The organism is Bradyrhizobium sp. CCBAU 53338 (genome assembly GCF_015291665.1).
Classification (GTDB): domain Bacteria; phylum Pseudomonadota; class Alphaproteobacteria; order Rhizobiales; family Xanthobacteraceae; genus Bradyrhizobium.
The window spans coordinates 1,324,834-1,345,900 of the sequence record NZ_CP030048.1 but is presented as its reverse complement, the minus strand read 5'-3'; the positions used below and the strand labels follow the sequence as shown (position 1 = coordinate 1,345,900).

Below are 21,067 nucleotides of genomic sequence, written 5' to 3'. Positions count from 1 at the left end.
CCGGGTGCCGGCGGCACCCGCGGTCCGCTGCGCGAAATGTAGCGCAGTGAAAGACCGCACAGCGGCATACAGGTGAAGCCCAACACACGGCCTTCCCTGCGCGATGGGTTGACGGCTTATGCCGCGCTCTCCCGGGAGCCGAATTCCTTCTGGCCTCCCTCGCCCCGCGAATTGACGATGTGGTTGATCCGGTTGGACGCTCCACATCTCCGCGACAGGCTTGACCGTAGCGACGACGGCCGGGACCACACGGTTTTGCCGTACGCGCGTCCGTTGCCGCCACAGGGTCTTGCAGACGTGTGCACACGCGCCGCAAGAATGCTGGCGAGACGAACTGAACAGCGCCGTTCGTCCGCACGCGGTTTCGGGCTCACAGGGACTACCCGCCCTGCCCGCACCCTCTCGTGCCGACGCTGCCGCGTCCACCGCACTCCGGCTCGCAATTCGTGACGACGTACGATCGCCCCTCAAGGATGAACCGGGATGCGCGACACATACGCCGTTTCCGAAATTCGGTAAAGCGGAATGTTTTTCGCGAGCGGGATTGACAGCCCCTACAGGTGTTTTGCCCGCCGGGCAACGCGGAGGCGCGCCGCTACTGCGCTCCCGATCCGCCCTGCACGATCTTCTCGTTCAGCTTCTGGTCGACGGTCTCGACGGTGCGGTCGATCTCGGCATTGGGCGTGCCGAGCTGATGCGAAATCAGCTTCACCAGGAGATCGACGCGCTCGATGAAGGGCGCACCGCTGGCCACGGCCCGCGCAGCCGACGAGGGCTTCAGCAGGCTTTCGGCGGCCTTGGCGTATTTCGCGAAAGGCACCTGGTCCTCGGGATCGGCGCCGAGCCGGCGCGCGATGGCGTCGACATGATCGTAGATCGTCTGCGAGCGCGCGAGGTCTCCGTGCACGGCGTCGCGGATCGACTGCGGCTCGTGCGGCGTGATGCAGCGATAGTTGCCGGTGAGCAGCATCGACCATTTCGCCAGCGGCACGAACAGCGATTCGAACACCTTCAGCTTCACCGGCACATCCTTGCCGTCGAGCGTCACCGCGTCGATATCGGCCTCGAGCTCGCGCAGCACCTTGTTGTGCTTCTCGTCGGCAAAGACCGACGCCTTGAAGTTGGTGGGCAGGCCGACATGCAGCACGTTCGCCGCTTCCTCCGGCGGACGGAAGGCCTGCGGATCGGGCGAACACAGCGTCACCAGGCCCGGCTCGAAGCGCTCCCACACTTGCGCATTGGTGTAGGCCTCTTCGAGATCCATATCGGCGAGCGCCGGGATGCGCTTGAGATAAGGCAGCGGCGGCATGTTCATGATCGACAGGCACGGCAGCTTCGCCGCGGCGATCTTGACCATCAGCATACGGACCGTGTGGTTGGTGTATTGCGGCTCCTGCATCGCAAGGCCGACGAGATCATAGCGTGAGACGTCGACGTTCTGCGGCGTCACCGCGTCGAGCTTGCCGGGCAAGTCGCGCGAGAAGATCGCGCGGTGCACCGCCTCGTCGCGCAGCTTGATGCGCACCTCGGTGCCGTCGCGGTTGATCAGCTCCGCGGTCTTGGCACGGCAGACCAGGGTCACGTTGTGCCCGGCCATCAAGAGCTTGGTGCCCAGCAGGGAGCCGTAGGAAGCACCCAGAATCAGAACGTTACGTGCCATGGTCGTCCCCTCGTCATGTGTGTGATTTTTTGAGCCCCGGCCGTTATCCGCGGGTGCGCTGCAGCATGTAAGGCAAACCAGCCGGCAATGGCAACTGGGATAATGCATACAAGAAAAGTGGAATATTCCGCTAAACGGATGAAATCCGATGGGTCGCTTCGCGGCACGAATTGCGATTTAACCGAAATACGATCGCATCGCCGATCCCGCAGTCATTCTGGCCCGCACTTCTACGGCTTTCAAATCTCGACTGAAATTCCGCCGTGGGCAACGCGGCATGTTCCCTCGTGTTTCGCTCGACGCGTCCCGCTTCGATTGATAAGTCCCTTGCCGCGAATGACGGGGCTTGAGTCGGGGACATGACGGTTGCGATCGAGATGGGGTTGACCACGGCGGGCGCCGGGGCGGCCATGGACCTCGAGGAACTCCTGGCGACCCGTCTCCTGGTGCAGGGCAATTCCGGCTCCGGCAAGTCGCATCTGCTCAGGCGCCTGCTCGAGCAGAGCGCGCCCTGGGTGCAGCAGGCCATCATCGATCCCGAGGGCGATTTCGTCACGCTGGCCGAACGCTTCGGCCATCTGGTGATCGACGCCGAGGATCACACCGAGCGCGGCCTGCAGGTCGCCGGCGAACGCGCCCGGCTGCATCGCGTCTCCACGGTGCTCAATCTCGAAGGGCTGGATGCCGAGAACCAGATGCGGCGCGCGGCCGCCTTCCTCGGCGGCATGTTCGACGTCGAGCGCGACCATTGGTACCCGATGCTGGTGGTGGTCGACGAGGCGCAGCTGTTCGCGCCGGCGGTCGCGGGCGAGGTCTCGGACGAGGCGCGCAAGCTGTCGCTGGGCGCTATGACCAATCTGATGTGCCGCGGCCGCAAGCGCGGCCTCGCCGGCATCATCGCGACGCAACGTCTGGCGAAGCTCGCCAAGAACGTCGCGGCCGAAGCCTCGAACTTCCTGATGGGCCGGACCTTCCTCGACATCGACATGGCGCGCGCCGCCGATCTGCTCGGCATGGAGCGACGGCAGGCCGAAGCCTTCCGCGATCTCGAACGCGGGCAATTCATGGCGCTCGGGCCTGCGCTGTCGCGTCGTCCGCTGCGTCTGAACATCGGCCCGACCGACACCTCCCCCCGCAACTCGACGCCGCGGTTGATGCCGCTGCCGGAAGCGACAACGGAAGATATGCGCGCCGTGATTCTGGCGGCGCCCCCGCCGGATGCCAGCCGGCCGCAACGCCGGCCCGCGCCTGATCTGCTCGAACAGCTTCGCGCGGCCAAGGCCGCAACGCCCGAGATCAGCCCTGAGGGGGTCGAGGAACCGGTCAGCGCCGAAGAGCTCGCCGAGCGGCGCGAGCGCGTGGATCGCACCTTGCGCGCCGTGCTGGCCGCGCCCGATGCCGGCTTCCGCGCCATCGGCGTGCTCTATCAGGAATTCGTGGTCCGCTGCCGCATCGAAGGCCTCGGCGCGTCCGTGCCTGACTTGAGTGAATTCCGCCGCATGCTGACGCATGCGCGCGCGGGACTCGGCACTGAGATTGCCGAGGACGATTCCTGGCAGGAGGTGACGCTCCGCGCCTCGATCCTGCCCGACGACATGCAGGGCGTGTTCATGATGATCGCGCGTGCAGCCAAGGAAGGCTGGCCCTGCCCCGGCGATGCCGCGATCGCGCGTGCCTATGGCTCGCACTCGCTGCGCCGGGCCCAGCGCCTGCTCGGCTACATGGAGGAGCAGGGCCTGATCGTGGTCCAGCTCGACGGCGGCGGGCGCAGGTTCGTGACGCTGGTGGAATTGGCATGGGCGACGGCGCCGGGCGATCCCAATGGCGACGATCAGCCGGCCGAGCAGATGCCAAGCGCGGCGTCGGCTTGATCAGGCCGCCTCGGTGACGTCGGCCAGCACGTCCGGCTCGACGCGGGGCCGGCGGTCGATGCGGCGGTAGAGCACGCTCGAGACGAGCCAGGCGACCACGAACATCGCGATCACGGCGAATCCGACATTGGCGAGCGATTCATTGAGAGCGTCGACCAGCGCCCAGACGCCGCCGGAAAAACCGAGGCGGTCGGAGATCAGGCCGAGCGCCTCGATGCCGCCGATCAAAAGCGCGACCGCGACGGACGCTCCCGTGATCGTGAGGTTGTACCAGAGCTTGCGCATGGGATCGACGAAGGCCCAGCGATAGGCGCTCACCATCAGCGCGGAGTCGGCCGTGTCGACCAGCGCCATGCCTGAGGCGAACAGTGCGGGGAAGACCAGGATATCGGCGAGCGAGGCGCCGCGCGCGGCTTCGGTGGCGGAAATGCTGAGCAGGCCGATCTCGGTCGCGGTGTCGAAGCCGAGGCCGAACAGGAGGCCGAGCGGAAACATGTGCCAGGGTTTTGTCACCAGGCGGAACATCGGGCCGAGCAGCCGCGCCAGAAAGCCGCGATGGGCGAGCAGCGCCTCCAACCCGGCGGCGTCATGAACGCCCTGCTCGCGCGCCAGGCGAAAGGTCCGCCACAGGCCGGCGAAGATGGCGAGGTTGATGGCGGCGATCGCCAGCAGGAACAGCGCCGACACCGAGGTTCCGATCAGGCTGCCAATATTCTTGAGCAGGCTGTCGCCGCCGAGGCTGACCACGCCGAGCGCGAGCAGCATGGTCGCGACCACGACCACGGTGGAATGGCCGAGCGCGAAATAGAGGCCGACCGAGCGCGGCGCATCGCCCGCCTGCATCAGCTTGCGCACGACATTGTCGATGGCGGCGATGTGGTCGGCGTCGACGGCGTGGCGCAGGCCGAACACCCAGGCCAGCAGCGCGGTCGCCATCACCGCGGGCCGATCGCCGAACGCCGCAAAAGCCCAGGCCCAAGCGGCGACATTGGCGGCGACGAGCACGCCGAACAGGAGCACGGTAGTGGGCTCGACCGCCCGCAAAAACCTCGTCACGAAACTCATCCCGCTGCGCGCCTCATTGCGTCAACGGTATGATCTTTTCACACAATGATCATACCGACCAGCGCAATCCGGCGCGGCCGGGACAATTTTCGCGCATGGCCGACTTACGCGGCCTGCGACCCACCGAGATAGGCGTCGCGGACGCGGGGGTCGTCTTTCAGCGTGCGCGCTGGGCCCGACAGCACGATCTTGCCGGTCTGGAGCACGTAGGCCTCGTGCGCGATCTCGAGTGCAAGGCTGGCGTTCTGCTCGACCATGAAGACCGAGACGCCCTCCTGGTTGATGGTGCGGATCAGTTCCAGCACGCGGTCGACATAGAGCGGCGACAGCCCCATGGTCGGCTCGTCCATCACGATCAGACGCGGCCGGCTCATCAGCGCCCGCGCCATCGCGACCATTTGCTGCTCGCCGCCGGACAAGGAACCCGCGCGTTGCGACAGCCGCTGGCCGAGTTTCGGGAACAGCGTGAGCATCTTCTCGAGATCCTGCGCAACCGCGTCGCGGTCGTTGCGCACGAACGCACCCATCAAGATGTTCTCGCGCACGCTCATGTCCGCGAACAGCCGCCGCGCCTCCGGGACCGAGGCGATGCCGCGCCGGACGATCTGCGGCGTGGTCAACCCGATCAGCGAGGCGCCGTCGAACGTCACCTCGCCGGAGCGCGGTTTCACCAGGCCCAGAATGATCTTCATGGTCGTCGATTTGCCGCTGGCGTTACCGCCGAGTAGGCAGACGATATGGCCGCGGCCGACCGATATGGACAGGTCGAAATGCACCTGGGCCTGACCGTAGAAGGTGTTGACGTTGGTCAGCGCCAGCAGCGGTTCGGGCGCGCTCGTGGTCATGCCGCGCTCTCCTGCTCAGCCGTTCCTGATAGCCCGTGGCCGAGATAGGCCTCGATCACCTTGGGGTCGCCACGCACCTCTTCGCCCGGCCCTTCCGCGATCTTCTTGCCTTCGTCCATGACGATGACGCGGTCGGAGAGGCGCATCACCATCTCGAGCTTGTGCTCGATCAGGAGGATGGTCAGCCCCTCCGCCTTCAGCTCGGCGACGAGCGCCTGCATCTCCGCGGTCTCGCTCGGGTTCATGCCGGCGGTCGGCTCGTCCAGCAGCAACAGGCGCGGCTTCAGCGCCAGCGCGCGGGCGATCTCGACGCGGCGGCGGTTGGCATAGGACAGGCTGTAGGCGGGCTGGTCGATGCGCGGCAGCAACCGCTCACCGAAGCGAGCCAGGATGGCTTTGACCTCTTCGCGCAGCCGCTCTTCCTCCGCCTTGACGCTGGAGGGACGCAACAGCGCCAGTCCCAATTCCAGCAGCGGACCGATCACCGGCACCGCAGGCTTCACCGCGCGCAAGCGCGTGTGCGCGCCGATCAGGACATTGTCCATGACGCTGAGATTGCCGAAGACGCGGCCGAGCTGGAACGTGCGCGCGATGCCTTGCGCTGCCAGCCGTTCAGGCGAAAGGCCGGCGATGTCCTGACCCTCAAAACGAACCTCGCCCGCATCAGGCCGGTCGAGCCCGGTCACGAGATTGAATAGCGTGGTCTTGCCGGCGCCATTCGGGCCAATGATGCTGACGAGCCCGCCCTTGGCGAGATCGAGATCGATGCCGCCGACGGCCGTCAGGCCGCCGAAGCGGCGGGTCAACCCGCGCAGCGACAACAGAGGTGCAATCGTCTCCGCCGCCATCAGATCGTCCCCAACAGGCCTTGCGGCCTGAACCGCACCAGCAGCAACAGCACGATGCCGTAGATCAGGATGCGGTACTCGGCCGCGATCCGGAACACTTCGGGCAGCCCGACCAGCGCGACCGCGCCGACGATGGCGCCGACGACGTTGCCGAGGCCGCCAAGGATCACGACCGTCAGCGCCAGGATGGACTGCTGCGTGTTGAAGGTTTCATGGTTGATGTAGGAATAGAGGTGCGCCGCGATGCCGCCGCTAACGCCTGCCGCGAAGCCGCCGAAGATGAAGGCGAGCGACTTGTAGCGGTTCAGGCTGAGACCATAGGCCCGCGCGGCGATGTCATCGTCACGGATCGCACGAAAGCTGCGGCCGAGATGCGAGCCGAGCAGGCGCACCTGGAGCAGCGCGAGCGCGACCATGACCGCGAAAGCGAACCAGTACACCGAGGCCGGGCTGATCAGATCGTAGCCGAACAGCGACAGCGGCGGGATGCCGGAGATGCCGATGGGCCCGCGCGTCACGCTTTCCCAGTTCAGGATCACCAGCGACACGATCTCGCCGATCGCGAGCGTCGCGATCGAGACGTAGTGCCCGCGAAGGCGAAACGAGGGCGAGATCAGGATCGTGCCGAGCGCCGCGCTCATCAGGCCGCCGGCGATGATGGCGAGGCCGACCGGCACGTTCAACGCCAGCGACAGCAGCGCGGACGTATAGGCACCGATCGCGAGCAGCGCGGCGTGACCGAGCGAAACCTGCCCGATCGTTCCCGCCACCAGCGTCAGGCTGAGCGCGAGCAAGCCGAGCAGCCAGGCGTTGATCAGCGTCTGCAGCACGTATAACGACACCGGCAGCAGCGGCAGGATGGCGAACACGGCGACCGCGACAGCCAGGGCCCAGCGCGGAATGCGCACCGGCCGGCTCGGCGCGATGAAGGTGCCGGTGAGCGGTTCGGGCGGCGCCTGCCGCGCGCTGGCGAACAGGCCGTTCGGCCGCAGCACCAGCACCATGACCAGCAGCAGGAAGGCGAACAGGTTGCGATAGCTGGTGCCGAACACGGCGACGCCGTAGCTCTCGACCAGTCCGAGCAGCAGGCTGCCGGCCACCGCGCCCGGCACATTGCCGGCGCCGCCGACGACCTCGGCGACGACGCCCTTCAGCGTCGCCTGCAGGCTCATCGCTGTGTCGATCTGGTTGTAGTACATGCCGACCAAGAGGCCGGAGATGCCGCCGAGTGCAGCCGCGATGCCGAAGACCGTCTGATTGACGCGGTTGACGTCGACCCCCATCTGCATCGCCGCGTCCCGGTCCTGCGAAGCGGCGCGCACCGCCCAGCCGAGCTTGGTATAGCGCAGGAACACGAACAGCAGCAGCGCGCTGGAGATCCCGACACCGGCAATCAAGAGATCAAGCGGCCCGATGGTGCCGCCACCAACCTGGAAGCGCACATCCGGCAACTGGCTCGGCAAGGCGCGCGGGTTGGGCGAGAACGTCAGCATCACCAGCTGATCGAGCACGAAGCTGATGCCGATCGTCGCCAGCAGCGGCGCGATGCGCACCGAGTTCTGCAGCGGACGCAGGCCGAACCGCTCGATGATCAGCCCGACCAAAGCGGCCACCACCGCGACGAAGATGATGGTGAGCGGCAGCGGCGTGTGCAGCTGCACCACCGCGACCCAGCCGATATAGGCGCCGACGAGATAGATCGAGCCCTGCGCGAAGTTGATCAGCCGGCTGACGCCGAAGATCAGCGCGAGCCCGACCGCAACGAGCGCGTAGACATTACCGACGATCAGCCCGTTGATGGTGTAGTCGAGCCAGGAAGACACGCAGAATTCCTAATCAAGGGAGAAGGGCCGGAGCGATCGCTCCGGCCATCATGTCAGGTCGGCTTGCCGTCCCAAACGGTGAACTGGCCCTTGCGCACGACGAGTTCGGCATTCATCGCGCCCTTGACGCGACGGGTGGCGACGTCGAAGGTCGCGGTGCCGAAGATCACGCTCGGAACGTCCTTCACCTTGGCGAAGGCATCGCGGATCGCCTTGCGGTCGGTGCCCCCGATCTTCAGCACGGCCGCCGCCATGTTCATCGCGTCGTAAGCGTAGGCGTTGAAGGCGTCGGGCTCCTGCCCGTTGTACTTCTTCTTGAAGCCGGCAATGAACTTCTGCACCTCGGGCCGCGGATCTTCCGGGAAGTAGCGTGTGCCGACATGCACGTCCTCGACGGCCTCGCCGCCGAGCTCGATGAATTTCGGCGAGTAGACCGAGCTCGCGGCGCAGATCACCTGCTTCAGCCCGACCTGCCGCGCCTGGCGCGCGATCAGCGCACCGTCGGAGTAGTAGGAGATCAGGACCAGGCCGTCCGGGTTGGCATCGCGCACGCGCACGAGGGTGGAGCGGAAGTCGCGCTCCTCGGGGATATAGCCTTCGGTGACGACGATCTCCGCACCGTATTCCTTGGCCGCGTTGTTGAAATAGTCACGGCTGGTGCGGCCCCAATCGGTGTTGAGATGCAGGACCGCAAGCTTCTTGAGGCCGAGGCGCTTCACGGCATATCGCGCCAGCAGCGGCTGCTCGTCGGCCTGGCTGACCGACGTGCTCCACATGAAGTCGCCGCCCTTGGTGAAGTCGGGATGCGAATTGGTGAAGCCGAACTGCACGAGGCCGCCGCGCTGATAGATCGGCGAGGCCGCCATCGAGGCGGGACTTGAGAAATCGCCGAGTTCCAGCACGATGCGGGGATCGGAAACGAACTTTTGCGCGATCGCCACCGATTGGCGCGGATCGCTCTGGCTGTCCTCGAAGGTGTAGGCGAGCTTGCGGCCGTTGATGCCGCCCGCAGCCGTGATCTCGTCGAGGGCGAGATCGAAGCCCTGCTTCCATTGCGTGCCATATTGCGCGTTCGGCCCGGTCAACGGACCGCTGACGCCGAGCAGGATCGGATCGGCGTCGGCGAAGGCGGCGCGCGAGAAGGCGGCGCCCGCCATCAGGGCGAGCGAGCCCTCGACCAGGGTTCGGCGATTGATGTTGCTCATGCACGACTCCATCCCGTCGGGTGTTGAAAACAAGCAGCAAGTCTTGTGCCGGTGAGATTGCCTATTTCGAGGGCTCGCCGAGCGACAGCATCAGCCGGTTCGCCCAGTTGAAGAACGAGGCGCCGTTGATGACGTCGACGATCTCGGCATCGTCGAGGCCCGCACTGCGCAGTTCCTTGATATTTTCGGGGCCGAATGCGATCGGCGTCGCGGCGAGCGCCACCGAGGCCTTGACCACGGCGTTCCAGCGTTCGCCGAGATCGGCATTGACGCCCTGGTCGAGCAGCTTCTGTACGTCCTCGCGGCGCTTGGAATAGGTGCTGGCGAAGCGCGCATGCACCGAGGCGCAGTAGATGCAGCCGTTGTAGCGCGAGGTCGCGGCCGCAGCGAGCTCGCGCTCGGCGCGCGGCAGGCCGTCGGCGACGTTGTAGAAGATGTCCTTGTCGGTCCTGGTGCGGGCTTCCAGCACCTCGGGGTCGCGCACTAAAAGGCGGAAATATTCCGACTTGGCACGGGCGCGATCGACGAGACCGGCGAAATGCCGCTCGGTGAGCTCGGCCTCGGGCAACGGCTCGATCCAGGCGACCCAGCCGAGTTCATCCTGGGTGAAGACGACAGGCGGATTGACGGTGGCGCTCATGATGCGGCCTCCTCTTGTGCGTTCGCGGCGGCGAGCGTGCGCAAGCCGCTGACGACCCGCACCTGGAACGACAGGAACGCGACGAGTTGGGAGAAGGTGACGATGCCGGTGTTGGACCAGCCAGCGGCCAGCAGCGCCTTCATGTCGCTGGATGCCGCATCGCGCGGCCGGAACACCAGCAGGTGCGCATGCTCGAGCGCCGCGACGAGCCGGGCGCCGAGAACGGACCTGCCCGCCGCGTTCACGCGATAGATCAAGCCGGCCGTGTTCTCGACCGACAGCGGACCTGCTGGAAATGAGCCATACGGACCCGAGGTCTTGCCGCGCGCGATCTCGGCATCGATCGCTTCAAGCAGCGCGGCGCCGCCTGCGATCGCTGCAAGCTTGTCGCGATAGAAGGTCGAAACGGGCGACTCGCCATGGAGCCCCGTCACGAACGCCGCGACCGCGGCGCGTTCGAGCAGCGAAAAATCTCCGGCGTCGATCGGCTCGAACAGCGAGAGATAGCTCTTCTGCGCGTTCTCGCGCGCTTGCAGGCGCCGCGCGCGGATGGCGTCCAGGGCCGATTCCGGTTTGATTCCGGCAAGCGTGTCGATGATATCCGTCGTCGCCATCATTCAGCCTCGTGAAATTCCATAAACCTCGGCTAGCCTGCCAGCGCCACGTCGGGCGCGGTGCGGGCCCAGCCCAATGCCGGCGCGACCTTGTCCGCCACCAGTTCGATCGAGCGCAGGACGTAGGGGTGCGGCGCATCGACCGAATGGACCTGGAACACCAGATCGGTCACCCGCTCAAGCGTGGCATCCGTGCGCAGCGAGGCAATCACCTCGTCGGCGCCGCCGACATGGGTGTCGAACGCCGTGATCATCTCCTCCAGCGTCTCGCCCGGAGGAAGGTGACCGCCCTTCATGAACTGCGGCAGGGCACGCCGCAGGCCGATATCGGCCAGCCGCAACGCCTCGCGATGATCGTCAGCGACGAACACGCTGCGCGAGGCCATGATGCGCGGCTCGGCGCTCGCCGGGAGCGCGGCGAGATAGGCGTCGATGATCGGGTTCTGGATCTCGGCGAGCGTGGCCTTTGGCGCGTCCTTGGCCCGGGGCTGGGTGCGCGACAGCAGCAGGCCGTCGCCGGCCTTGCCGGCGCGCGCGCCGCCGGCCACGGAGAACGTCGCCTGCCAGATGCGCTTGTCCAGTTGCGGCCGCTGCGGATAGAGCGTGTCGCCGCCATCGAGCTTTTGGCCGGTCAGCGCCTTGCGCACCACCTCCAGATTGCGCGCAAAAATCTCGTTGCGCTGGGTGCCGTCGAGGCCGAAGGCGGTAAAGGCGGACGGATTGCCGCCGGTACCGACCCCGAGTTCGAACCGGCCGTTGCAGAGCAGATCGAGGACAGCGGCGTCCTCCGCCACCCGCACCGCGCTTTCCAGCGGCAGCGTGACGATGCCGGTGCCGAGGCGGATACGCGAGGTCTGGGCCGCGACATAGCCGAGGAAGGCAAAGGGCGACGGCAGCCCGCCCTCGCGCTCGTGGAAATGGTGCTGCGCGATCCACGCGGAGTCGAGGCCCGCCTTCTCGGCACGCACGATCTGCTCGGCGGCGAAACGATAGCGCTCGGCCGGAGGGGCCTCATCGAGAAGCCGCGTGAAGAATCCCAGACGTTTCAGGTTTGCAAGACGTTTCATACGACCCCTGTCGGGCGAGGATGGCCACGGCCCTGATGATGTCGGTTGCGGGGGCGCGAGACAAGCGGGCAATGCGCAAGGCTGCCCGCCGGGACCGGCCCCCTGCGCAGGACTTTGGCTAGGCAGGCTGCCTAACGGCTCGGCAGCACCGCGCCCCTGAACCCGGTGAGGACGACGGGCGAAACGACATCTTGGTCTCCATCACTCGACGACAATGAGTAGGACCGTATTCGCTTCTCCTCGGTGCGAAATCAATGAAATGAAAATTCATATTGGCCGCCTGCGGCGGGCAACGCTTCTCCGTTCGCAGGCAAATGGGAAACGAACGCAGATTGAGGCAGCGGCACGCCGCGCGCAAGCCCTTCCTACGCGCGCGGCTCGGCGCGCCAGGTCGACGGCGAAAGCATGATCAGTATGCAGATCACGGCGTAAGCGGCGAGCGATACCGTGACCATGGTGGCGAGCCCGGTCATTCCCGCGCCGAAATAGGCGACCGCAACCCAACCGCCGCCGGCTGCGATCAGGATGCGCGCGATCGCGGACACGAGCGGACCCATCGCCCGGCCCGTGCCCTGGGCCGCGAACGACGAGACGAAGCCAAATCCCAGCGCCGCATAGGCGGGCGCCACGATGCGCAAATAGGTCATGCCCTCGTTCACGACGTCGGCGTCGTGGCTGAAGAGATGCAGCCACGCGGTCGGAAAGACCGCGACTAGAAGCCCGATGGAGCCCGTCATGATCATGCCGGCGGCGCCGCTGACCCAGCCGATCCGCTGCGCCCGCGCGGTCTGGCCTGCGCCCATGTTGACGCCAACCATGGTCAGCGTCGCCGTGCTGATGCCGAACAGCAGCGGGATCATGATGTAGTCCAGCCGCGAGGCGATGCCGTAACCGGCGAGCGCCGACGTGCCGAACAGGCCGACCGCGCCGGTGACGAAGATGACGGTGAGATTGGTCAGCACGGCGTTGAACGCGGTAGGGATGCCGACCTTCAGCATATCGCCTAGAATGCGTGCGCGCAGGGGCACGATGTGCAGCCGCAGGCCGGATGCGCCCGAGGACATGTAGCGCAGCAGGAACAACATCGCCGCACTGTAATAAAGTCCAAAGGCAATGCCGGCGCCGCCGATGCCGAGGCTTGGAACGGGTCCAAAGCCGAAGATCAGCAGCGGCGAAACAGGAATGGTCACGATCGCGCCGATCAGCGTCACGAGCGCCGGCACCTTGACGTTGCCGGAGCCGCGCAACGCGGCGGCCTGAAGATTGACGATCCAGACGGGAATTGCGCCGGCGAAGAGATAGCTGGAATAGGTGATGGCCGCGTCGAGCGCGCCGTCGCGGCCGCCGAGCGCGCGGAACAGCGCCGGGCCGCCGAAGTGCGCGCCGAGCGTAAACAGCCCGCCGGCAATGATCGCGAGCACGATGGCGTGGAATAATGCTGCGTCGGCGTCGTCGCGGCGGCCGGCGCCGACCGCCCGCGCCACGGACGAGGCAACGCCGGAGCCGAAGCCGCCATTCGACATCATGGTCATCAGCATGAAGATCGGGAACACCAGCGCCGCGCCGGCCAGCGCGTCGGTGCCGAGATAGCCGACATAATAGGCCTCCGCGATGTTCACCGCGGTTTGCGCCACCAGCACGGTCACGGTCGGTGCGGCGAGCTTGAGCAGGGTCGGCAGGATCGGCGCGGTCAGAAGCGCGTTGCGACGCAGGTCGGCGGTCGTGGCGGCCGGGCGGGGCGCGGCCGTGCTTCGCGCAGGGGCCTCCATGGCGGACAAAGGCGGTGCGGCGACGTCCTCGACTGACATTCCTGGGATCCTGTTGCCTTTCGAAGGCCGCCCGCCCCGCCGAGCCGCCATTGCATTACACTTATAATGTATTATTATGATCGTAATGCAATAGCAAATCGCTCACGATCCTGTGGCTCGCCTTTCAGGCCGGGCGGCGGCACGGAGTTGAGGTCCATGCGCTACGACAAGGGACACAAGGACGAAACCCGCCGGCACATCCTCGATGTCGCCTCGGCAAAATTCCGCGAAAGCGGGATCGCCGCGGTCGGTCTCGCCGGCATCATGTCGGAGGCAGGCCTCACCAACGGCGCCTTCTACACGCACTTCGCCTCGAAGGAAGATCTGGTGCGAGAGGTGCTGACCGATGCGCTCACGAGGCGGGAGGAGCGGCACGAGGCCAATCTGGAGAACGGCGTCGCGCTGGAAACCACGATCCGCGATTATCTTTCGGCGCGGCATCGCGACCGCGCCGGCACGGGCTGCCCGACCGCTGCGCTGGTCGCCGAGATTGCGCGGCATCCCAAGGCCACGCGCGACGCATTCACCGGCAAGGTTGCCGACATCATCGTGCTGATGGCGGAGCAGATCAGGCATGGCTCCGCGAAAGACCGGCGGCGCAAGGCGATCACGATCTATTCGATCATGGTCGGCGCGCTGCAATTGGCGCGCGCCGTCAACGACAAGCAACTATCCGACGAGATCCTGGAGGATGCGGTGGACGCGGCGGTGACGATCGCAAGCCAGCGCTGAGCCTTCGAAGGACCGGCCGCCATCTGTGGCGGTTTGGGGGCGGCTGAAATGAATCTCTGGCCGCGGCAACACAGCGAAACTTGAGTGCCCTCGGCGGCCAGGCTAGCGTTCTTTCGCGGCCTTACAACTTCCCCAAGTTCACTGAGTTCGCACCGCACCGTCGCCTGACCCTGCTGTCAGGCGGCGGTCCGGATACAGCGTCGCTCCACCGATCGCTTCGATCGCCGTGCTACGCCGGATCGAACGCCCGGATCGGCGGCAAATTGCCGGTAAATTTCTCCACCTCCACCGTCGTCAGCTGGCCGGTGCAGCCTTGCGCGAAGGAGGAGGTGCCGATGTCGCGGGTGAGCACGTTCGGATTGCCGTGAACGCAGAGCGGCGCCTCGTCTTCCGGGTCCATCGGATCGTACCAGGCGCCGGTCGGAAGCTGCACGACACCGGGCGCGATACCGTCGGTGACATGCACTGCGGCAAGGCACGCACCGCGTTCGTTGAACAGGCGAATGATGTCGCCATCCACGATGCCGCGCGCGCTCGCATCGCGCGGATTCATGCGCGCGACCTCGCGGCCGCGATGCTTTGCCGCGAGCGAATGACCACCGAAATCGAGCTGGCTGTGCAACCGCGTCACGGGCTGGTTGGCGACGAGGAAGCACGGCGCGCCGGGTTTGGGCATGTCGCTCTTCTCGAGCCAGACCGGATGGCCCGGGCAATCCGCATCGCCATGTCCGGCGATCTTCGCGGAGTAGATCTCGATGCGTCCGCTCGGCGTCGGCAACGCGTGCGCGACCGGATCCTCGCGGAAACTGCGCAGGCGGCCGCCATCGTCGGGCTGCTGCGGCACGACCAGGCTGCCGCGCCGCCAGAATTCCTCGAAGCTCGGGGCCTCCAGGCCCCGCTTGGCGAGCGAGGCGCGGGTCGGCTCGTAGAGATGCTCCAGCCATTGCCGCGAGGTGCGGCCCTCCGTGAACGGCTCGCGGGCGCCGAGGCGATCTGCGAGATCTGCAAAGATATCATAGTCGTCGCGCGCGAGCCCGAACGGCTCGGCGATGCGGTGCATCGCGACCATCAGCGGATCGTTGGTGGAGTAGCCGATGTCCTCGCGCTCCAGCGTCATAGTCGAGGGCAGCACGATGTCGGCGTGGCGCGCGGTCGCGGTCCAGGCGAGTTCGTGCACGACCAGCGTGTCGACTTTCGCGAAGGCTTTGCGCAAGCGGTTGATATCCTGGTGGTGATGGAACGGATTGCCGCCGGCCCAATAGACCAGGCGGATGTCAGGATAGGTACGCGTCTCGCCATTGTAACGATAAGTGCTGCCGGGATTGAGCAGCATGTCGGCGATGCGCGCCACCGGAATGAAATCGCGGACACCGTTGCGGCCCTGCCCCAGCGTCGGCCCCGGCACGTCGTTGACGCGGCGGCCGTAATAGCCGATCGCGCCGAGCGAATAAGCGTAGCCGCCGCCGGGAAGACCGATCTGGCCGAGCGCGGCCGCCAGCACCATGCCCATCCACACCGGCTGCTCGCCATGCTCCGCGCGCTGCAGCGAGTGCGAGACGGTGATGAGCGCGCGCTTGCCGGCAAGGCGTCGCGCCAGCTTGCGGATCGCATCGGCATCGACGCCGCAAATCGCTGCGGACCATGCGGCATCCTTGGCTTGCCCATCGCTCTCGCCGGTGAGATAGCGCAGGAACACCGGCCATCCCTCGGTGTAGCGATCGAGGAAGGCCTGGTCGTCCATGCCCTCACTGACCAGCGTGTGGACAATGCCGAGCATCAGCGCGGTGTCGGTGCCGGGAATGCAGCTCATCCATTCCGCGCCAGCCTCGACCGGCAGATCCTCGCGCAACGGGCTCATCAGGATGAATTCGCAGCCGCGCCGGCGTGCCGCCGCCATGGCGTCACGCTCGACATGCTTGCTGATCGAGCCGCCGGCCACCATGGAATTCTTCAGCGCCATGCCGCCGAACGCGAGCACGATCTCGGTTGTATCAGCGATCTGCTCCCAGGTGACGTTGCGCTTGGTGATGTCCTCGTAGCCCGCCATGATCTGCGGCAGCAGCACAGAGGACGCGCCCGAGGAATAGGAATTCACCGAGCGGACATAGCCGCCCATCGCGATGTTGAGGAAACGATGGACCTGGCTCTGCGCATGATGCAGCCGGCCGGCGCTCGACCAGCCATACGAGCCGCCGAACACGGCACCGGGGCCGCGCGTATCGCGGATGCGCGCCAGCTCGTCGCCGAGCAGATCCAGCGCCTTCTCCCAGCTGACGGAGACGAACTCGTCGCGACCGCGCCTGCTATCTGGACCCGGCCCACGCTCGAGCCAGCCGCGACGGATGGCGGGCTGGGCGATGCGCGCCTGGTGGCGCAACGCGCCGGGAAAATTGTCGATGATGCCGTTCGGATCGGGATCCCCCGCATAGGCCCTCACCTCCAGCCCGGCTGCGCCATTGCGCGCGGAGAACACGCCCCAATGCGAAGTGTGCGGCTTGAATCCATCAGACAAATCGAGGCCGGGGTCGGGGAAGCCAATCGTATCGTCCATCGCGTGACCTCATCGCAGGAAACGCCGAGCAGGCGGCTTCCGGTCGCAATCATCGCGCCAATATAATGAGGGCCGCGCATGCAGGGCAACGGATTACCGACGTCTGGAACCGGACGCATGGCGGCATCCCGCAGATCGCACGGCGACCTGCGGCGCGCCCCTCGCAACCCGTGCGCTCCGCTCAGCTCCGGGCGTCGACCTGGCTCGTATGATCGGACAACGCCGCCTGTTGCGCGGCATAGGCGGATGCCACCGACGATGACGGTGAATATTGCGCGAGGGCTTCAGTGAGCTCCTCGGCCGCCTCGGTGAGTTCCTTCATCACGGCGGCACTGTCCGTGACCTGATTGCCGGAAGAATGGACGACCTCGAACGACAATCCGTTCGGGAGATCGACATGGATCTTGTCGATCCCGACGGTGTCGGGGGTGTCGTCATTCTGCGTTTGGTCGGTCGCGGAGGACGAATCTCCCGATACCTGCTGGCTCGCGAACCGCTGGACGAAGTCTTCGATGGATTTGAGCGCGCTGCTGTCCAGACCACCGCCGCCGAAATGGACGATGCCCACCGACATTCCGTTCGGCAGGTTGACCTTGACCTCGTCATAGGGCGTGCCGTCATGCATCAGCGAGGCGAAGGTCGAGACGTCTCCGACTTGCGAACCATCCGCCGATTTCGATGGGCCGGTGGACGACGACGAACTCGTCGTGCTTCCACCGCTGATGCTGCTCATGCCGCCAACACTCATACGCGAACTCCACTGTCATTGCGAACGCACGTTCCGCGTGCAATGGGCATGCCAGTTGAGGGAACCATATCCATCAAGGGGTTGTCTCAATTTCGGATGGGAGATCCGTCACCCCGGCAAAGGTGCCCCGGCAGAAGCTGCCGATCGCCGCAACATCTTGGACCATCCTGACGCTTGCCAGGGGCATGCCGCTTTGCGGCACGCTCGCCCGCCATTTCGTCGCAGGTTGTTCCTCCCCTCCCGGCATTGCTCCCTCGTCCATGATCAAACATGATGGGTCGGTGCCAGTGACGACTATTTCGTGGTGGAGGTCATCCGATGAACGAGAACGAAATTCGCAAGGCAGTCGCGGAAGTGAAGCAAGGCACGCTGTCGCGACGCTCGTTCATCCGGACAATGGCCGCGGTCGGAATCACCGCGCCGATCGCGGGCCAGATGCTGCTCTGGAACGACGTGGCGATGGCGGATGCAACGCTGCAGTACAAGCCGACCAAGGCTGGCGGCGGCGGCCCGCTCAAAATCCTGCTGTGGCAGGCTCCGACGCTGCTCAATCCACATTTCGCGATCGGCACCAAGGACCAGATCGCCTCGCGCATCTTCTTCGAGCCGCTCGCCGGCTGGGACGCGGACGGCAACCTCATCCCCTGTCTTGCCGCCGAGGTGCCGACCAAGCAGAACGGGGGCATCGCGGCGGATGGCACCAGCGTGATCTGGAAGCTCAAGCAGGGCGTCAAGTGGCATGACGGTAAACCGTTCACAGCGGACGACGTGGTCTTCACCTGGAGCTACGCAGCCGATCTCGCCACGGCCGCCTACACCACGGGATCCTACAAGGATATCACGGTCGAGAAGATCGACGACCACACCGTCAAGGTCATCTTCAAGGCGCCGACCCCGTTCTGGGCCGACCCCTTCGTCGGTTCGGTCGGGCAGATCCTGCCAAAGCATCACTTTGGCGACTATACCGGCGCAAAGTCGCGCGAAGCGCCGGGCAATCTGAAGCCGGTCGGCACCGGCCCGTACAAATTCGTGGAGTTCAAGCCCGGCGACATGATCCGTGCCGAGCGCAACCCCGACTATCACGTCAAGAACCGGCCCTACTTCGACACGCTCGAGGTCAAGGGCGGCGGCGACGCCGTCTCGGCAGCGCGCGCGGTGCTGCAGACGGGCGAATATGACTATGCCTGGAATCTGCAGGTGGAGGACGAGGTCCTCAAGCGCATGGAGACCAGCGGCAAGGGCAAGGTCGACGTCACGCTCTCCGGCAATGTCGAGTTCATCATCCTCAACACGACGGATCCATGGACCGAGGTCGATGGCGAACGTTCAAATGCCAAAACCAAGCATCCGACGCTGTCCGATCCGGCCGTGCGCCGCGCGTTCAACCTGCTGATCGACCGCGACGGCATCCAGAAATTCATCTACGGCCGCGGCGGCGTCGCGACCGCAAGCTTCGTCAATCAGCCCGCGCAGTTCAAATCGAGCAAGCTGCGCTACGCGTTTGACATCGACAAGGCGATCAAGATTTTGGACGAAGCCGGCTGGAAGCCGGGGGCGGACGGCATTCGCGAGAAGGACGGCAAGAAGCTCAAATACGTGTTCCAGACCTCGATCAACGGGCCACGGCAGAAGACCCAGGCCATCATCAAGCAGGCCTGCCAGAAGGCCGGCATCGAGATCGAGATCAAGGCCGTCGTCGCATCGGTGTTCTTCTCGTCTGACGTCGGCAATCCCGACACCTACTCCAAACTCTATGCCGACATGGAGATGTACAACACCACGCAGCCGCAGCCCGATCCGGAGCGGTTCTTGAACCAGTGCGTGTCGTGGGAGATCGCGAACAAGGACAACAAATGGCTGGGGCGCAACATCTCGCGCTGGTCCGATGCGGAGGCCGACAAGGCCTACAAGGCCGCGCAGAACGAGCTCGATCCGGTCAAGCGCGCCGCGCTGCTGATCAAGGTCAACGAGATCTTCTGCGAGGCCAACATCCTGGTGCCGCTGCTGTCACGCAACATCGTCGGAGGCGGCGTCAACAACCTGATGGCCGACATCTCGGGCTGGGACGTCACGACCTGGAATTTGGCGAGCTGGTATCGAAGTTGACGACCGGCGCATGCTGACCCGGCTCTCTCAGAGCGCCGGGTCGCACGCCGTATCGACGCATGATGGCCTTGCTCAGTGCGCTCTCGGACGCATAGCCGATCTCCGCCGCGATCTTCGCGATCGGATCGGACGTGCCGGCCAGCCGCTTGCGCGCGACTGCCAATCTCAGATCTGACAGGAACGTCATCGGCGCGACGCTTGCGCGCTTCTGAAAAGCCCGCACCAGCGTCGCGCGCGAGGCGATGGCGACCTCCGCCATCTCGTCGAGCGTCCAGTCGCGGGCGAGATCGCCGAGGATCGCCAGCACGACGCGGGCCGTCGTGCGGTCCTGCAACAGCGACAGCGTCCCGTTCGCGGACGCCCGCTCCGTCAGGTGGTCGCGGAGCATCATGACGAACAGTGCTCGCGCGAGGTCGGCGGCGACCATCTCTGATCCGGCCCGCCCCACGTCCAGTTCCTCGCGGATGTCGAGCAGCAGGCGCCGAAATCGTTCCAGCAGCGGCTCTCCCGCCGTGCGCAGGACGATCTCGTCGGGAAGCGCCGCGATCAGCGGATTCTCGTCCGAGGTCTCGAACAGGAAACGGCCGCACAGCAGCTCCGTATCCGCCGCAGCATCGACCGTCGCGCGCTGGCGAACCCCGTTTCGGACGCCAGTCGAGACCCGCCCGGCAGCGCCCTTCACCTCGCTTCGCACCAGATGACTGTCGCCGTGCGGCAGCAGGAGAATGTCGCCGGCCTCCAGCCTTTGCGGGCCAAGGCCCGGCCGCTCGACCACGCAGGAGCCGCGCGTCACCATGTGGAATTGCGCCCATCCCTTGCCGTTCGGCGCGTGCAGCGACTCCCAGCTGCCACCAAACCTGCAGGAATCCTCGATCACGGGACGGATCCTGAACAGCGGCACCATCGCATTCAGCAATTCGGCGGCTTCAGCCTCAGACATCAGCACTCCTTGATCCGCCCGGACATCTGCCTGAGCCGCGCGGCCATTTCCCGCCGCAGCAAACGCCGACACATTAGAGGCCAGCACACCGATGGAGGTTAACATGGCCATGCTCGACTGGAACACCTACCGCCGCCAGGTCGTCGCTGGCGTCGGCGAGATCGGCAAGCTCTCACCCGAGACGGTCAAGGGATACGCGACCCTGAGCGGTGCGGGCGCCAAGACCGCTCATCTCGACGCCAAGACACGCGAGCTGATAGCGCTCGCCGTCGCCATCAGCCTGCGTTGCGACGGCTGTATCACCGTCCATGCTGCCGAAGCGAAGAAGCACGGCGCAACCGAAGGCGAGATCGCCGAGGCGCTCGGCACCGCGATCTCGGTCAATGCCGGCGCCGCGTTGGTCTACTCGACCCGCGCGCATGAGGCGTTCAGGGAAGCTTGAACGATCGCAGGAGTGCGCGCGCCTGCGCTCACTCCTTCTAACAGAACTTAACAAGCAATCCGCGCGGCGTGCGGTAAATGTCGGCGCATGAACGCGATCGGC

General features: G+C 65.8%; 17 protein-coding genes. 4 read left to right on the top strand and 13 right to left on the bottom strand.

Annotated features, from left to right (window positions below):
• Positions 1 to 595: 595 nt before the first annotated feature.
• The gene (locus XH90_RS06510) at positions 596 to 1,660 is read right to left on the bottom strand and encodes a ketopantoate reductase family protein (RefSeq protein ID WP_194479761.1); all 1,065 of its coding nucleotides are present in this window, start codon (positions 1,658 to 1,660) and stop codon (positions 596 to 598) included.
• A 359-nt stretch (positions 1,661 to 2,019) separates the two neighbouring features.
• On the opposite strand from XH90_RS06510, the gene XH90_RS06505 reads away from it, so the two are divergent.
• A complete protein-coding gene (locus tag XH90_RS06505) occupies positions 2,020 to 3,531 on the top strand; it encodes an ATP-binding protein (RefSeq protein ID WP_194479760.1) in 1,512 nt (503 codons plus the stop codon).
• Here the strand turns inward: XH90_RS06505 and XH90_RS06500 are convergent, their stop codons facing one another.
• The 9 genes from XH90_RS06500 to XH90_RS06460 form a co-directional block, all read right to left on the bottom strand.
• Complete coding sequence (locus XH90_RS06500) at positions 3,532 to 4,596, bottom strand: HoxN/HupN/NixA family nickel/cobalt transporter (protein ID WP_194479759.1); 1,065 nt, start codon at positions 4,594 to 4,596, stop codon at positions 3,532 to 3,534.
• Positions 4,597 to 4,700: 104 nt separating this feature from the next.
• Positions 4,701 to 5,441: an ABC transporter ATP-binding protein gene (locus XH90_RS06495; RefSeq protein WP_194479758.1), complete on the bottom strand. Its 741-nt coding sequence runs from the start codon at positions 5,439 to 5,441 to the stop codon at positions 4,701 to 4,703.
• A complete protein-coding gene (locus XH90_RS06490; protein WP_194479757.1) occupies positions 5,438 to 6,289 on the bottom strand; it encodes an ABC transporter ATP-binding protein in 852 nt (283 codons plus the stop codon). Before XH90_RS06490 ends, XH90_RS06495 begins: the two co-directional genes overlap by 4 nt.
• The gene (locus XH90_RS06485; protein ID WP_194479756.1) at positions 6,289 to 8,112 is read right to left on the bottom strand and encodes an ABC transporter permease; all 1,824 of its coding nucleotides are present in this window, start codon (positions 8,110 to 8,112) and stop codon (positions 6,289 to 6,291) included. The genes XH90_RS06490 and XH90_RS06485 overlap by 1 nt, the downstream gene beginning before the upstream one ends.
• 53 nt (positions 8,113 to 8,165) lie before the next feature.
• Positions 8,166 to 9,317 carry an ABC transporter substrate-binding protein gene (locus XH90_RS06480; RefSeq protein WP_194479755.1) on the bottom strand — a complete coding sequence of 384 codons (1,152 nt, stop codon included), beginning with the start codon at positions 9,315 to 9,317 and terminating at the stop codon, positions 8,166 to 8,168.
• Between the two features lie 61 nt (positions 9,318 to 9,378).
• Positions 9,379 to 9,957 carry an alkylhydroperoxidase domain protein gene (locus tag XH90_RS06475; RefSeq protein ID WP_194479754.1) on the bottom strand — a complete coding sequence of 193 codons (579 nt, stop codon included), beginning with the start codon at positions 9,955 to 9,957 and terminating at the stop codon, positions 9,379 to 9,381.
• Positions 9,954 to 10,574, bottom strand: a complete 621-nt coding sequence (locus XH90_RS06470) for a CMD domain protein (RefSeq protein ID WP_246755700.1) — start codon at positions 10,572 to 10,574, stop codon at positions 9,954 to 9,956. The genes XH90_RS06475 and XH90_RS06470 overlap by 4 nt, the downstream gene beginning before the upstream one ends.
• Before the next feature lie 29 nt (positions 10,575 to 10,603).
• Positions 10,604 to 11,638 (bottom strand): putative FMN-dependent luciferase-like monooxygenase, encoded by a 1,035-nt coding sequence (locus tag XH90_RS06465; protein ID WP_194479753.1) that lies wholly within the window; start codon positions 11,636 to 11,638, stop codon positions 10,604 to 10,606.
• 365 nt (positions 11,639 to 12,003) lie between these two features.
• The gene (locus XH90_RS06460; protein ID WP_194479752.1) at positions 12,004 to 13,446 is read right to left on the bottom strand and encodes an MATE family efflux transporter; all 1,443 of its coding nucleotides are present in this window, start codon (positions 13,444 to 13,446) and stop codon (positions 12,004 to 12,006) included.
• A gap of 156 nt (positions 13,447 to 13,602) precedes the next feature.
• Between XH90_RS06460 and XH90_RS06455 the strand changes: the two genes are divergently transcribed.
• Positions 13,603 to 14,178, top strand: coding sequence for a TetR/AcrR family transcriptional regulator (locus XH90_RS06455; RefSeq protein WP_194479751.1), 576 nt, complete (start codon positions 13,603 to 13,605; stop codon positions 14,176 to 14,178).
• A 229-nt stretch (positions 14,179 to 14,407) separates the two neighbouring features.
• On the opposite strand, the gene XH90_RS06450 is transcribed toward XH90_RS06455, so the two are convergent.
• Entirely contained in the window at positions 14,408 to 16,729 is a 2,322-nt protein-coding gene (locus tag XH90_RS06450; RefSeq protein ID WP_194479750.1) for a molybdopterin guanine dinucleotide-containing S/N-oxide reductase, read from the bottom strand.
• Positions 16,730 to 16,910: 181 nt separating this feature from the next.
• Positions 16,911 to 17,462 carry a hypothetical protein gene (locus XH90_RS06445; RefSeq protein WP_194479749.1) on the bottom strand — a complete coding sequence of 184 codons (552 nt, stop codon included), beginning with the start codon at positions 17,460 to 17,462 and terminating at the stop codon, positions 16,911 to 16,913.
• A 333-nt stretch (positions 17,463 to 17,795) separates the two neighbouring features.
• Here XH90_RS06445 and XH90_RS06440 point away from each other — a divergent pair, with 333 nt between their 5' ends.
• A complete protein-coding gene (locus XH90_RS06440) occupies positions 17,796 to 19,583 on the top strand; it encodes a peptide ABC transporter substrate-binding protein (RefSeq protein ID WP_194479748.1) in 1,788 nt (595 codons plus the stop codon).
• Here the strand turns inward: XH90_RS06440 and XH90_RS06435 are convergent.
• On the bottom strand, positions 19,546 to 20,523 hold the full coding sequence (locus tag XH90_RS06435; RefSeq protein ID WP_194479747.1) for an AraC family transcriptional regulator: 978 nt from the start codon (positions 20,521 to 20,523) through the stop codon (positions 19,546 to 19,548). The two genes, XH90_RS06440 and XH90_RS06435, sit on opposite strands and share 38 nt — an antisense overlap.
• A gap of 103 nt (positions 20,524 to 20,626) precedes the next feature.
• On the opposite strand from XH90_RS06435, the gene XH90_RS06430 reads away from it, so the two are divergent.
• Positions 20,627 to 20,965 (top strand): carboxymuconolactone decarboxylase family protein, encoded by a 339-nt coding sequence (locus XH90_RS06430; RefSeq protein ID WP_210348717.1) that lies wholly within the window; start codon positions 20,627 to 20,629, stop codon positions 20,963 to 20,965.
• Positions 20,966 to 21,067: the final 102 nt, after the last annotated feature.